Consider the following 13,554-nt stretch of genomic DNA (forward strand, 5'->3'; position numbering starts at 1 on the left):
TCAGGTGGTGGCCACGACCCGCCGGCCGTGGAGCCGCCACGTCGACCCCGCCGCCGCGGAAGGACGACCGCCTCGCCCAGCGCGATCCGCGGGTGCCCGGCGAGCACCACTTCCGCCCGGTCGGCGAGCACCCTGCTGCGCAGCGCGTGCCGCACCCGGCCGGATCGTCCACCCCCTTCGCCCGGAGCCGGTGGACTGGCGCGACGTCCGCCGCACCGCGCCGAAACCCGCCGCCACCTGCGGTCGTCCTCGCGGAGGCGGGCGGGTCGACCGGCACGACCGGGCCGGTACGCGGACCTCGGTGCCGCGACCGGCCGCTCGTCGCTCACGACGCCGCCGTGGCGTTCCCGAGTCGATGCGGTGGGCGAGGTCGAGCGCCCCGGCGTGGGACGGGTGGCTGCGCGCCTGCGCGGCGAGGGGGCGGAAGCGGTCGCGCACCCTGGCCGAGCCGACCGCGGTCGCCGACTCGACGGCCCGCAGGCCGGTGGCGACACCGACATCCAGGTCTCCCCCGACGAGATGACCGGTGGCCGGCAGCACCAGGCTGAGCACCCGGCTGCGGAGCATGTCCTCGCCGTAGCCGTCGACCGCCGTGAGGAGCAGCGGAACGGCGGTGTGCGTGGTGCCGGCCAGCACGGTGTGCACCGCTCCGCCCATGGCCGACAGGTCGGGCTCGGTGAGGAACCGCGCCCAGCCGACCACCTCGGCGCGGTCCGCGGCGCCGAACTCCTCCCGGCCGCGGTCGAGCAACGTGAGGGCGTTGTGCTCGACGCCCTTCTGCGCACACGCCCACGCCGAGTTGACGGCCAGGACGCCGGTCGAGAGCCGGTCGCCGGAGCGCGCGGCCGCGAGACGGCCGAGGTCGAAGTACCGCAACGCTTCGTCGAGCTGCCCGTGGCGCAGGGACACCCGCCCGAGCCGGTGGCACGCGTTGGCGATCAGCCCGTCGTCGCGGGCCACCTCGGCCGGCGCCGGCGCGTGCGAGAAGTGGTTGCGCAGCGGTGACCAGGCCGGCGTCGAAGCACACCCAGCCTGCCAGGTTCCGCAGGTCGGCGAAGGCGACGCGCAGGCGGCGCCGCACCTGTTGCGGTGCCGGCGCGACGAGCAGTGGCAGGCTCTCCCGGCTCCGCGCGACCGGCACCGGAGCGGCGATCCCGGTCGTGCGGAACAGCTTTCCGGCGAGCGCTCGTGCCGGTCAGGCCGGTCGCTCGGGTGCCGTCGCGGCACGCGCGCAGGACGGTGTCACGGGACCATCGCGGCGATCACCTCGGTCACCGACGTCGTGGCCAGAGCGATGGTCGCGTCGCTCGCGCCGTACGGGATCACGAGGGTGTCTCCGTGCAGCAGGCCGCCGCACGAGTAGACGACGTTCGGCACGTAGCCGTCGCGCTCGGAGGGACTCGGCGTCAGCAACGGTTCCGGCAGTGCGCCGAGCACCTTCGAGGGGTCGTCGAGGTCGAGCAGCATCGCGCCCATGGAGTAGAGCCGCATCGGACCCACTCCGTGGGTGAGGACCAACCAGCCCTCGGGCGTCTCGATCGGCGAGCCGCAGTTGCCGACCTGGACGAGCTCCCAGTCCCTGGCCGGTGCCGCCACGGCCTGGGGTCGCTGCCACGTCCTGAGGTCCGCGGAGGTGGTCACGGCCGTGCTCTCGCCATCTCCGCGGGACAACGCGGCGAACCTGCCGCCGATGCGGCGGGGGAACAGCGCCATCCCCTTGTTGCGCGCGGCGGGACCGGTCAGCTGCGTGACCTGGAACGTGCGGAAGTCGTCGGTCTGCAACAGTTGCGGCGCCACGTCGACACCGTCGTAAGCGGTGTACGTCGCGTAGTAGGTCTGCGAGCCGTCGTCGTCGGTGAAGCGCACGAACCTGGCGTCCTCCATGCCGTGGCGTTCCGACGGGCCGGCCGGCCAGAGCACCCGTCCACCCACCGACGACTCCTGCGGGAACTCGGTGGTGTAGTTGCACGCGGCTATCCACCTGACCAGCTCGACGGTGCGGTGAGCGGCCTGCCGCTCGACCAGCTTCGGGTGCAGACCGGTCAGCAGCTCGTCGAGCTCCGCTCCGGTGAACCGCACCGGCAGCCAGCGGTTCAGCACGGCGGAGACCTCGTCGTCATGACCGCGTTCGGCGAGCTTGCCCTGGAAGAGGCCCTTGTCGTAGACCGAGTCCCTGCGCAGACCGGTGCTGGTGGTGCCCGGCTGCGGGTCCACGGTGAGAACGCCATCCGGACCGGCCGTGCCGGTCCGGAAACCGATCGAGGACAGGTGCCCCTCACCGATCCCGCGCACGCTCAGCACGAACCTCAGCTGTCCCTGCGCCATCCCGCTCTGGTCGGGGTGGGGGACCATGGACGGGTTGCACAGCGCGGCACCCTCGACGGCGTACTCGTGGGTGAAGTACGCGCCGATCAGCAGACGGCGGGACTCGGACAGCTCGACGTCCGGGGCCAGCCGGTGGCTGACGCTCGCGAAGTTGTCCGCGAAGGTCGCGCGGACGTCGCGGTGCCGTCCGGCGAACAGCCGGACCGTGCGTTCGAGCGCGGCGCACGCGGTCGTCTCGTCCAGCGCCATCACCCGCCGGATGACGGCCGCCGACCGGGACTCGTGTTCGGGAACCTCCTCTCCCGGCACGAACAGCTTGGTGATCACCCGGCGGGGGTCCGGGCGCAGCCGCACTGGGCTGCGCGTGACGCGGGCGTTCACCCGGCGCTCCGCTGGAGCGTGCGGAGGTGTTGCCGGGTGGAGATCAGCGCCAGGGTCGACTCGGCGCCCTGGTTGGTGTTCGGGCCGTGCGGTGTCAGGCCGTCGTAGCCGCCCCCGGTGTGCTCGTCCTGCATCAGCGAGCCCAGGTCGTTGTCCCCGCTGAACCACGCGATCGCGCGGCGGACACCGGTGAGCCACGCGGAGTCCCCGGTGACCCGGTAGGCGCGGGCGCAGGCGTCGGCCAGGGCGGCCGCCTCGATGGGCTGCTGGTCGAACGCCGGTCGCGGCTCGCCGAGGAACCACCCGCCGGTCGGGACCGGCGAGAGGTGGCGGTCCTTGGACTCCACGGCCAGCAACCAGTCCAGCAGCCGCAGCCCGTCGTCGCGGACCTCGTCGCTGCCCAGGAGGTCACCCGCGGCGATCAACGCCTCCGGCAGCACGGCGTTGGCGTAGAACAGCCGGTTCTCCGGCCACGGCCAGTTCGGGTCCGGACGGGGACCACCGATGTAGGAGGTGATGTCGCCGAGCAGGGCGGCGGCGGGCGCGTGGAGGGGTTCGGAGCTCAGCACCTCGGCGGCACCGAGTGCGGCGAACGCCATCGTGCGCACCGACGGTGGCCTGTGGTGGGCGCTGCGGTCGAAGCACTCCAGCGCGGTCCGCCGGATCGCGGGCACCGTGCTGCGCGCTGCGGCGGTGCCGAGCCCCCACAGCGCGCGTCCCCACCAGTCGCCCAGTCCCGGTTCGTCGATCCACCGGCGATCGGGGCTGAGCCGGTTGTGGAAGCGCCCGTCCTCGGCCTGCGCGTAGGCGGTGAAGGCCAGGAAGTGTTCGGCCAGAGCGGCCAGCTCAGCCGACAGGGCTGGTTCGCGGCTCAGCACGACCAAGCCCCGCGCGACGTCGTCGAGGCAGTAGCCGTGCTCGCGGCGCGGCAGCGGGCCGTCGGCGTGCTCGTGCAGACCGGTGTCGTCGCTCAGCCGGATCAGGTGGGCGAAATCGAGGCCGCTCATCGCGTCACGGCGACGCGGTCGGCGAACAGCCTGTCCGCCACGAGGGTGTCGCAGAGGCTGCGGTAGCGGTTCGCCACGGCGGGCCAGCTCAGCACGGCACCCAGTTCCGCGGACCGGTCGCGCATGCCCGCGGCGACACCCGGTTCGGTCAGCACGCGGCGCAGCGCCGCGGCGATGGCGGCGGGATCGCGGTGCGGTACCAGCAGTCCGGCGCCGTCCGCGAGCAGTTCGACCGCGTGCGGGAACACCGTCGCGACCACCGGTTTGCGCGCGGCGAGGGCTTCGACGAGCACTCCGGAGGTGACCTGTTCGGACGAGTCGTACGGCAGCAGCACGACATCGGCCCTGCCCACCAGGTCCGCCAGCGCCTCGGCGCTGAGGTAGGCCGGGTCGAACTCGACCAGGTCGGTCACCCCGGCGGCGGCGGCCTGCTCACGCAGGTGCGTCCGGTACGCCTCGCCCTCGTGTGCCAGCACCTTGGGATGGGTCTGACCCGCCACGAGGTACCGCGGCCGCAGGTCGCGCAGCGCGGCGAGCGCCGCGATGCCCCACTCGACGCCCTTGCCGCGTCCGAGCAGGCCCCAGGTGAGGACCAGCGGGCCACGGCCCGGTGCTGCGGAGGCCGGCCTGTCGGCGGGCACGGCGCCGTGCGGGATCACCACGACCTCGCCCGGCCGTTCGACCGCGTAACCCGCCAGGAGGCGGCTCTTGGCCGCCTCCGACATGGTGATGACGGCGTCGGCGCGGTCGACGACCGCCTCCAGCACCCGGCGCTGTCCCGGCGTGGGCGTGGTGAGCACCGTGTGCAGCACGACGGCCACCGGGACCCGCAGCCGGGCGAGCACGTCCAGCGCCTCCTCGCCGTCACTGCCGGCGTAGATCCCGTACTCGTGCTGGACCAGCGCGACGTCGCACCGGTTGAGGACCGCGGCCGCGGCCTCCACCCCACCGGGACGCATGGGGTGCCCCGCCGACGGTTCCGCTGTGTGCGGTTCGACGTCGCTGAGGACGCGGACGACGCGGCTCCCGCTGCCGGGGGTGACGGCGGCGAGGTGGCGCTGGAGGGAGGCGGTGAACGTCGCGAGCCCGCATTGTGTTGGTGGATAGGTGCTCAAGAAGCCATAGGTGCGAACCATGGAGCGGTGGGCCTTTCGGATCGGGGCAGACGGCTTCGCGCCCCGGCGTGAGGCCGGGGCGGGGCGGTGTCTGTTCAGGAGTGAGGCGGTGCGGAGGTCAGACGAGCCGGGTCACGGCCGCGTGCACCAGGTCGGCGGGTTCAGCGCCGGAACGGTGGTGGCGGGGTCGGTGGCGAGAGGTCGCCAGCCGCCGGGGAACCGGCCGCCGGACAGGGCGTCCGGCTTCCTCGTCACCCGCAGCCCGCGTGGCGCGGTCAGTTCGGTGCTGGGACTGGTGCTGGTCGGGCCCGAGATCATCCCGGTGCTCCCGCCTCCGTCCGGACCAGCCGGGCGGGGTCGCTGACACTCCGGAGGGGGCACCTGGCTCGGACGCCGATGCGCGAGGTCCCCTCGGACCACTCACTCTACGCCCCTGACCGGGACGCGCCGGTCGCGCCGGAACGACGTCGGCGGCGGCACAGGGCACCGGGACGTGGCCCTCGCCCGGTGCCCCGTGCACCGCCACCTGCCGCCGAGACCCGGCAGCACCAGGACCAGCTCCGGTGCTCTGCCGCCCTGGCACGTCACCCGCAACACCCGCCCGGCGCACCGGGCGGGGCAGGCGGCTTCGCGGACCGGCGCCGTCCCCGAACCGCCGAGGTGCGCCGAGGCGGTCAAGCGGAACCTGCGCGGAGCCACCGGTGTGCCCGAGGCGGTCGCGACAGTGCTGCGCGCGTCCCCGTGGACGAGCGACCGGCTCAGGTCCCGCAGTCACCCGGTCCGCCGGTTCCACCACATCGGCGACACCGAGGTGCACGGCGAGTTTCGGCGGCCCGATTGCGGCTATTCGCGTGGGGAAGCTTCAACAGCCGCCCGGACCCGCGACTTCGTTGATCCAGCACGTGGACGCACCGAGCTCCGGGAAGGCCTCGACAGATGACACGCACGGCCACCGCACCACTTCACCGCGACCCGTCCCTGCCGCTGCCGGTCGCGCAGGCCGCGGGCTGGACCGACGCGGACGTCCGTGCCGTGGACACCGTCCGCGTGCTGGCCGCCGATGCCGTCCAACAGGCGGGGAACGGCCACCCCGGCACCGCGATGAGCCTCGCACCGTTGGCCTACCTGCTGTTCCAGCAGGTGATGCGGCACGATCCCGCCGACGACCAGTGGCTCGGCCGCGACCGGTTCGTCCTGTCCTGCGGCCACACGAGCCTGACGCTGTACGCGCAGCTCTACCTGAGCGGCTACGGGCTGGAACTGACCGACCTGGCCTCGTTGCGCACCTGGAACTCCGCCACGCCCGGCCACCCGGAGTACCGCCACACCCGCGGTGTGGAGATCACCACCGGACCACTGGGCCAGGGGTTCGCCTGCGCGGTGGGCATGGCGCTCGCTGCTCGCCGCGAACGCGGACTGCTCGACCCGGACGCCGCGCCGGGGCAGAGCCCGTTCGACCACCACGTGTACGTCCTGGCCTCCGACGGCGACCTGATGGAGGGGGTCACCGCCGAGGCCTCCTCGCTCGCGGGGCATCAGGAGCTCGGCAACCTCGTCGCGTTCTACGACGCGAACCACATCTCCATCGAGGACGACACCGACGTCTCCTTCAGCGAGGACGTGGCCGCCCGCTTCGCCGCCTGCGGCTGGCACGTCCAGTCCGTCGACTGGACCAGCACCGGCCGCTACGTCGAGGACGTGGACGCGGTGCTCGCCGCGGTCGAGGCGGCGAAGGCGGACACCGGCCGTCCGTCCCTGATCGTGCTGCGCACCGTCATCGGCTGGCCCGCGCCCACCCTGCAGAACACCGGCAAGGCGCACGGGTCCGCGCTCGGCGCCGAGGAGGTCGCCGCCGTCAAGACCCTGCTCGGCTTCGACCCGGAGCGCAGCTTCGCGGTGGAGGACGAGGTGCTCGCGCACGCCCGTGCGGTGCTGGACCGCGGTGCGGCCGCCCACGAGCGCTGGGAAGCCGGCTACGCGCGCTGGCGCACCGCGAACCCGGACCGCGCGGCGCTGCTGGACCGGTTGCGCGATCAGCGGCTTCCGGACGGCTGGACCGACGCCCTGCCGGTCTTCCCCGCCGACCCGAAGGGGATGGCGACCCGCACGGCGTCGGGCAAGGTCCTCTCGGCACTGGCTCCCGTGCTGCCGGAGCTGTGGGGTGGATCGGCCGATCTGGCCGGGAGCAACAACACCACGATGGACGGCGAACCGTCGTTCGTCCCGATGGGCAAGCAGACCACGAAGTGGCAAGGCGGTCCCTACGGGCGCACCCTGCACTTCGGCATCCGCGAACACGCCATGGCCGCCGCGCTCAACGGCATCGCGTTGCAGAGCCTGACCCGCCCGTACGGCGGTACGTTCCTGGTCTTCAGCGACTACCAGCGGCCCGCGATCCGGCTGGCCGCCCTCATGCAGCTGCCCGTCACCCACGTGTGGACCCACGACTCGATCGGGCTGGGGGAGGACGGACCCACGCACCAGCCGGTCGAGCACCTCGCCGCGTTGCGCGCGATCCCCGGTCTGGACGTCGTGCGCCCGGCCGACGCCAACGAGACAGCGGTGTGCTGGCGGCGGATTCTGGAGAACCGGGACCGTCCCGCCGGTCTGGTCCTGACGCGGCAGGACGTCGCCGTGCTCGACCGCGGTCCCGGCGGCCTGGCCCCGGCGGAGGGCGCCGCGCGGGGCGGATACGTCCTCGCCGGACCAGGAGAGCCGGACGTGGTCCTGGTCGCGACCGGGTCCGAGGTGCAGATCGCCCTCGACGCCCGCGCGTTGCTCGCAGAGGACGGCGTCGAGGCCCGCGTGGTCTTGATGCCCTGCCTCGAGTGGTTCGCCGCGCAGGAACCGTCCTACCGGGACGAAGTGCTCCCGCCGGGCGTGCGGGCCCGCGTGAGCGTCGAGGCCGCGGTCGCCCAGGGCTGGCGCGACGTCGTCGGCGACGCCGGCCGGATGGTGTCGCTCGAACACTTCGGCGCCTCCGCCGACCACCGCCGCCTCTACGAGGAGTTCGGCGTCACCGCCACTGCGGTCGCGGAGGCCGCGCACGACTGCCTGCACGACGCGGTCACGTCGGTCCGCCCGGGAGGTGTGCAGCGCAGCACCGCGCCCACCACCGGCGGCACCGGCGACCGCCCCGCCTGAACCACCAGGATTTCCCGACCACGGAGGCATCATGGCCACGGGCCACGACCCGCTCACCGAACTCGCCGCCGCAGGCGTGTCCATCTGGCTCGACGACCTGTCCCGCGAGCTCCTCTCCGACGGCCGCCTGAAGGCGCTGGTCGCGGACCGCGGGGTCGTCGGCATCACCACCAACCCGACGATCTTCGCCTCCGCGCTGGCACGCGGCGAGCGCTACACACCGCAGCTCAGGCGCCTCGCGGAGGCAGAGGCGAGCGTCGAGGACACGGTCTTCGCCATCACGACCGACGACGTCCGGGCGGCCTGTCAGGTCCTGCGCCCGGTGTACGACCGCACGGGCGGTGTCGACGGCAGGGTGTCGCTGGAGGTCGACCCCGGCCTCGCCCACGACCCGCAGGCCACCGTCGACCGCGCCCGTCTGCTCTGGTCGGTGGTGGACGAGCCGAACCTGCTCATCAAGATCCCGGCCACCACCGCCGGACTGGACGCGATCACCGCGGTCATCAGTGAGGGCATCAGCGTCAACGTCACGCTCATCTTCTCCCTGGACCGCTACCGCGAGGTGGTCGACGCCCACGTCACCGGTCTGGAGGCGGCCCGGCTCAACGGGCACGACCTGGCCGGCATCCACTCGGTGGCCTCGTTCTTCATCTCCCGCGTGGACACCGAGATCGACGCGCGCCTCGACGCCATCGGCACCGACCGCGCGCTCGCGGCCAAGGGAAAGGCGGCGATCGCCAACGCCCGCCTCGCCCACGAGATCCACGTGTCGAGCCTGACCACGCAGCGCTGGCGCCACCTGGCCGAGGCGGGAGCCCGGCCACAACGGCCCCTGTGGGCCTCCACGGGGGTGAAGGACCCCGCCTACCCGGACACGATGTACGTGTCCGAACTGGCCATCCCGGGCACCGTCAACACCATGCCCGGGCCCACCCTGGAAGCCTTTGCCGACCACGGCTCGGTACCACCTCTCGTGCCGGGGGAGCTCTACGGCCCCGCCCGCGACGTGCTCAGCGAGATCGGCCGGCTCGGGATCGACTACCGCGAGGTCACCGACGAGCTGGAACGCCAGGGGGTCCGCAAGTTCACCGACAGCTGGGACGAGCTCGCGGACACCGTCCGCGGTCAGCTCGGCCGTGACCTGACCGAGGAGATGTCATCAAAGCGCTGACATGGCAAGGCAATGAGAACGTCGAGGTCGTCGACGTGCCGGACCCGCGCATCGAGGAACCGACCGACGCGGTCGTCCGGGTCACCTCGACCGCCATCTGCGGATCGGACCTGCACCTGTACGGGGTGCTGGGGCCCTACCTGAAACCGGGTGACGTGCTCGGCCACGAGGCGATGGGCGTCGTCGAGGAGGTGGGCGCCGAGGCGGCCGGCCACCTCAAAGTGGGCGACCGGGTCGTGGTGCCGTTCAACATCTCGTGCGGGCACTGCTGGATGTGCGAGCGCGACCTGTTCGCGCAGTGCGAGACGACGCAGGTGCGCGGCGAGGGCAAGGGCGCGAGCCTGTTCGGCTACACCTCGCTCTACGGTTCGGTGCCCGGCGGCCAGGCCGAGTACCTGCGGGTGCCGCAGGCCCAGTTCGGGCCGATCGTCGTTCCGGACGGCACGCCCGACGAGCAGTTCCTGTTCCTGTCCGACATCCTGCCGACCGCGTGGCAGGCGGTGCGGTACGCCGACGTGCCACCGGGCGGCACCGTCGCCGTGCTCGGCCTCGGCCCGGTCGGGCAGTTCGCCGTCCGGATCGCGCGGCTGCTCGGCGCCGGCCGTGTGATCGGCGTGGACCGGGTGCCCGAACGTCTCGCGCTGGCCGAACGGCACGGCGCGGAACCCGTCGACTTCGACGAGTTCGGCGGCTCCGACGAGCTCGCCGCCGCGCTGGTCGAGATGGTGGACGGCCGCGGTCCGGACGCCACCATCGACGCCGTCGGCATGGAGGCGCACGGCGGGGGTGCCGTCGCCCTGGCGCAGAAGGCCGCGGGACTGCTCCCCGACGCGCTGGCGCAGAAGGTGGTCGACAAGCTGGCCGTCGACCGGCTCGACGCCCTGCACACCGCTCTGAAGGGCGTGCGGCGCGGCGGCACGGTGTCGGTGTCCGGTGTGTACGGTGGAGAGCTCGACGCGATGCCGATGATGGAGATGTTCGACCGCGGTATCCAGCTGCGCATGGGACAGGCCCACGTGCGCCGCTGGACCGACGACATCCTGCCGTTCGTGCTCGACCCGGCCGATCCGCTCGGCACCCTGGACCTGACCACGCACCGCCTCCCGCTCGCCGACGCCGCGCACGGGTACGAGGTGTTCCGCGCCAAGAGCGACGGCTGCGTGAAGGTGGTGCTGAACCCGTGACGGGGCGCGTCGTGCTCGTGGTCGGGGCCAGCAGCGGGATCGGGCTCGCCGCGGCGACGGCGTTCGCCTTCCGCGGGGACGACGTCGTGCTGGTCTCCCGCAGCGGAGAGGCGCTCGACGCCGCGGAGAAGGCCTGCCGCGCGGTGGGCGTGGCCGCGGTGGACGTCGTCGTCGACGACGTCGGAGATCCCGCCGCCGCCGACCGGATCGTCACGAAGGCGCTGGAGCTGCACGGCCGCATCGACGTCGTCGTGCACACCGCCACGGTGATGGCCTACGGACCCGTCGAGTCGATGCCCGCGGCCGTGTTCACCTCGGTCGTCGACACCGCGGTCCACGGCACGCTCCACCTCGCCCAAGCGGTCCTGCCGGTCCTGCGGCGTCAGCGCACGGGGGTGTTCATCGGGGTGAACTCACTGCTCGGCTCGATCACCGTTCCGCGGATGGGCGCCTACACCGCGGCCAAGTGGGGCCAGCGCGCGCTGCTGCGCACCCTCCAACAGGAAACCCGCGACGAACGAGGCGTGCACGTGTGCATCGTCAGCCCCGGCAGCGTCAACACCCCGGTGTACGACCAGGCCGCCAACTACGGCGGACGTGCGGCACGCCCACCGGTCCCGGTGCTGAGCCCGGATCGCGTCGCCGCCGCGATCGTGCGCCTGGCCGACCGGCCGCGCCGGCACGTCTCCGTGCCGGTCGGCCCGGCGAACCCGTTGATCGTCTCGGCGTTCCGCTGCCTGCCGGAGCTCTACGACCGGCTCGTCGGGCCGCTGTTCCGCCTCGCGGCACTGACGAGGGAGACGGTCTCACCCACCTCCGGCAACGTGTTCGAGCCGGTCGCGGCACGGGAGAGGGCGTACGGGCGTTGGCCGGCCAGGCGGCGCCGGTGGTGACGGCGGTGCCCCCGTGACGTGCGGTGGTGGTCGGGGGCGGTGGCGTCCGGCGTATCGGTAGTCCGGGGCGGCGGCGGGGGGAGCCGCCGCGCTCACCTCGGTGTCGACCCCGTCCGCGCGCGGGAGGACCGCGACCCGACCACCGAGGTACCGGCACTGCGGGCGTTCACCGCCGTGGAGTAGGTGCGCACCAGGTCGGAGGCGACCCGCTGCCACGAGTACCGCGCCTGTGCCCTGTCGTGTCCTGCGACGCTGAGCAGATCGCGGTACGTGCCGTCGGCAAGCAGGGCCCTCAACGCCTTGGCGGTCGCCTCCGGCCGGTCGCGCGGGACCAGCACCCCGGTCAGCCCGTCCACCACGAGGTCGACCAGACCGCCGACCGGGGTGGCGAGAACAGGAGTGCCACAGGCCATCGCCTCCAGCGCCACGCCACTGGACGACTGGTGCCTCGGCGTGCACACCACGACGTCAGCGGACCGCAGCAGCACGGGCAGCTGCGCGTAGGGCACGTGGCCCGCGAACACGACGCGGTCGCCGACACCCGTCGAACGGGCCAGCGCGAGCAGCCGCCTGCTCTCCGCGTCACCGCGGACGTCGCCCTGCGCGCCCCCGCCGGCGATCACCAGCTCTGTGTTGTCCACAGTGGACAGGATGCGGATCAGGTCGTCGAACCCCTTGTGCGGCAAGAGCCTGCCCACCGAGACGATCCTGCGCGGAGGATTCCGGTCGGTGGTCCCCTGTCCTGCCGCGAACAGGTCGAGATCGACGCCGGTGGGCACCACGACGAGCTTCGACCGGTCCACGCCCATCCCCAGCACGGCCCGCGCCTCCGCGGACGAGGTCGCGACGACACGGGTGGCCTCGTGACCGACGAGCCGCTCCACGGTGCGGCGTTTGGTGGAGTCGCGGTCCGTCGCACAGCGGTCCTGCGGTTGCGCCGGGCCCAGCGAGTGGTACGTCTGCACGACGGGCACCAGGCTCCTCCGCGCGCTCAGCACGGCCGCGATGCCGGACTGCCAGCCGTGGGCGTGGACGACGTCGGGGCGCTGCGAGGTCCAGGCGCGTTCGAGGAACTCGACGAAGTCGCCCGCGTGGCCGAGGACCTCCTCCGCGTCCAGCGCCGCGGCCGGCCCGGCCGGCACGTGCACGACCTCGTAGCCCTGCGGGGTCTGCACGTGCTGCGGAAGGTGCGGGTGGTCGCGCCGCGTGTAGACGACGACCCTGTGGCCGAGCGCGGCCAGGGCGGCGGCGAGCCCCGCCACGTGGCGGCTCTGGCTCCCGGAACCGGTCGCACCCGGATCGGTCAGCGGACTGGCTTGCTGGGACACGAGCGCGATCCTCTTGCGCGTGAACGCGATCGACTCGGTGCTGACGCCCACGGCGTTCTCCTCACGACGAGGTGATGAGACCGCGGGTCCGGGCGGTTGTTCCTTGTTACCAGCGAAATCAGACTACCCGGACCCGGTGGGTCCCACACGCGGTGACGCGGTGAGCGCAGCCCGCGGTCGGCGTGCGGGCGACGTGAGTCGGAATCACACGTCGGAAGGACGACGCCGCACCGAGAGCAGGTCCTCGGGCCGCAGCTCTCCGACGACGAGCTCCCTGGCCACGTCGGCCAGGCGGCGACCGCCGTTGCGCGCATAGCTGCGCAGTGTGTGGAACGCCTGCTCCATCTCAATATCCCCGGCGAACGCCAGCACCCCCTTGGCCTGCTCTATGACGACCCGGCTGTTCAACGCCGTCTGCAGCTGCTCGGTGACGACCTCACCGCGCCGGATCGCGCGCTCCTGCAAGATCCCGATCGTCGCCGTGTCCGCCAGCGCGCGCACGACCAGCAGGTCCTCGTCGTTGAGCAGCCCGGTCTCGCGGCGCAACCTCATCGGCACCGCGTGCACGGAGGCGAAACCCTCCTCGACGGCGCGCGGTGCGAACCGGGGCCACCGCCGCACCTCCGTCGTCAGGTCCGCGACCAGCACAGCCTCACCGCTGTGCACGCAGTCCATGCACGGGCCCTCGCTCGCCTGGAGCTGGAACAGCTCGAGCATGTGGGTCTGGGCCGACGAGTAGGCCACCACCCGCAGGCCGCCGTGCTGGTCGGACAGCATCAACCCGGCCGCCGTCGCATCCAGCAGGTGGACGCAGTGCTCGACCAGCCGGTGCAGCACGTCCACCACGTCGTAGTCGTCGACGAGCGTGTCCGCCAGCTGGACGAGCGCCCTGAGCAACCGCGACTCCCGCTCTGTCGTGGACAGTGCGTTATCGCTCATCACCAGCTCCTGTCTTGGTCTTCCTGCGGTGGGTGCCGCCCAGGACGGGAGTGCTGTGTCGTACGTG

11 protein-coding genes are annotated in these 13,554 nt (G+C 72.9%); 4 read left to right on the plus strand and 7 right to left on the minus strand.

Annotation, left to right across the window (positions count from 1 at the left end):
* From AB0A63_RS19835 to AB0A63_RS19855, 5 genes are all read right to left on the minus strand, one after another.
* Positions 1–960 carry a hypothetical protein gene (locus AB0A63_RS19835; RefSeq protein ID WP_360393117.1) on the minus strand — a complete coding sequence of 320 codons (960 nt, stop codon included), beginning with the start codon at positions 958–960 and terminating at the stop codon, positions 1–3.
* Positions 961–1,242: 282 nt separating this feature from the next.
* Positions 1,243–2,706 carry a glycoside hydrolase family 130 protein gene (locus AB0A63_RS19840; RefSeq protein WP_360393120.1) on the minus strand — a complete coding sequence of 488 codons (1,464 nt, stop codon included), beginning with the start codon at positions 2,704–2,706 and terminating at the stop codon, positions 1,243–1,245.
* A complete protein-coding gene (locus tag AB0A63_RS19845; RefSeq protein WP_360393123.1) occupies positions 2,703–3,713 on the minus strand; it encodes a hypothetical protein in 1,011 nt (336 codons plus the stop codon). Before AB0A63_RS19845 ends, AB0A63_RS19840 begins: the two co-directional genes overlap by 4 nt.
* On the minus strand, positions 3,710–4,828 hold the full coding sequence (locus tag AB0A63_RS19850) for a glycosyltransferase (RefSeq protein WP_360393126.1): 1,119 nt from the start codon (positions 4,826–4,828) through the stop codon (positions 3,710–3,712). The genes AB0A63_RS19845 and AB0A63_RS19850 overlap by 4 nt, the downstream gene beginning before the upstream one ends.
* A 132-nt stretch (positions 4,829–4,960) precedes the next feature.
* Positions 4,961–5,146 (minus strand): hypothetical protein, encoded by a 186-nt coding sequence (locus AB0A63_RS19855; protein WP_360393129.1) that lies wholly within the window; start codon positions 5,144–5,146, stop codon positions 4,961–4,963.
* 618 nt (positions 5,147–5,764) lie between these two features.
* On the opposite strand from AB0A63_RS19855, the gene tkt reads away from it, so the two are divergent.
* From tkt to AB0A63_RS19875, 4 genes are read left to right on the plus strand one after another with little or no spacing between them, the layout of a single operon-like run.
* Positions 5,765–7,972: a transketolase gene (gene tkt / locus AB0A63_RS19860; RefSeq protein ID WP_360393132.1), complete on the plus strand. Its 2,208-nt coding sequence runs from the start codon at positions 5,765–5,767 to the stop codon at positions 7,970–7,972.
* A gap of 31 nt (positions 7,973–8,003) precedes the next feature.
* On the plus strand, positions 8,004–9,143 hold the full coding sequence (gene tal, locus AB0A63_RS19865) for a transaldolase (protein ID WP_360393135.1): 1,140 nt from the start codon (positions 8,004–8,006) through the stop codon (positions 9,141–9,143).
* Complete coding sequence (locus AB0A63_RS19870) at positions 9,131–10,327, plus strand: zinc-dependent alcohol dehydrogenase (protein WP_360393738.1); 1,197 nt, start codon at positions 9,131–9,133, stop codon at positions 10,325–10,327. The genes tal and AB0A63_RS19870 overlap by 13 nt, the downstream gene beginning before the upstream one ends.
* Positions 10,324–11,220: an SDR family NAD(P)-dependent oxidoreductase gene (locus AB0A63_RS19875; protein ID WP_360393138.1), complete on the plus strand. Its 897-nt coding sequence runs from the start codon at positions 10,324–10,326 to the stop codon at positions 11,218–11,220. The genes AB0A63_RS19870 and AB0A63_RS19875 overlap by 4 nt, the downstream gene beginning before the upstream one ends.
* 92 nt (positions 11,221–11,312) lie before the next feature.
* Here AB0A63_RS19875 and AB0A63_RS19880 read toward each other — a convergent pair whose 3' ends face one another.
* Positions 11,313–12,599 carry a glycosyltransferase gene (locus tag AB0A63_RS19880; RefSeq protein WP_360393141.1) on the minus strand — a complete coding sequence of 429 codons (1,287 nt, stop codon included), beginning with the start codon at positions 12,597–12,599 and terminating at the stop codon, positions 11,313–11,315.
* Positions 12,600–12,752: 153 nt separating this feature from the next.
* On the minus strand, positions 12,753–13,487 hold the full coding sequence (locus AB0A63_RS19885; protein ID WP_360393144.1) for a GAF and ANTAR domain-containing protein: 735 nt from the start codon (positions 13,485–13,487) through the stop codon (positions 12,753–12,755).
* Positions 13,488–13,554 lie beyond the last annotated feature (67 nt).

It is taken from the genome of Lentzea sp. NPDC042327, from assembly GCF_040647275.1.
GTDB lineage: Bacteria > Actinomycetota > Actinomycetes > Mycobacteriales > Pseudonocardiaceae > Lentzea.

Bases quoted from the DNA above. Each gene is read 5' to 3' on its own strand.
- tal (WP_360393135.1), top strand. From the start codon at position 8,004: ATGGCCACGGGCCACGACCCGCTCACCGAACTCGCCGCCGCAGGCGTG.
- AB0A63_RS19845 (WP_360393123.1), bottom strand. From the start codon at position 3,713: ATGAGCGGCCTCGATTTCGCCCACCTGATCCGGCTGAGCGACGACACC.
- AB0A63_RS19855 (WP_360393129.1), bottom strand. From the start codon at position 5,146: ATGATCTCGGGCCCGACCAGCACCAGTCCCAGCACCGAACTGACCGCG.
- tkt (WP_360393132.1), top strand. From the start codon at position 5,765: ATGACACGCACGGCCACCGCACCACTTCACCGCGACCCGTCCCTGCCG.
- AB0A63_RS19885 (WP_360393144.1), bottom strand. From the start codon at position 13,487: ATGAGCGATAACGCACTGTCCACGACAGAGCGGGAGTCGCGGTTGCTC.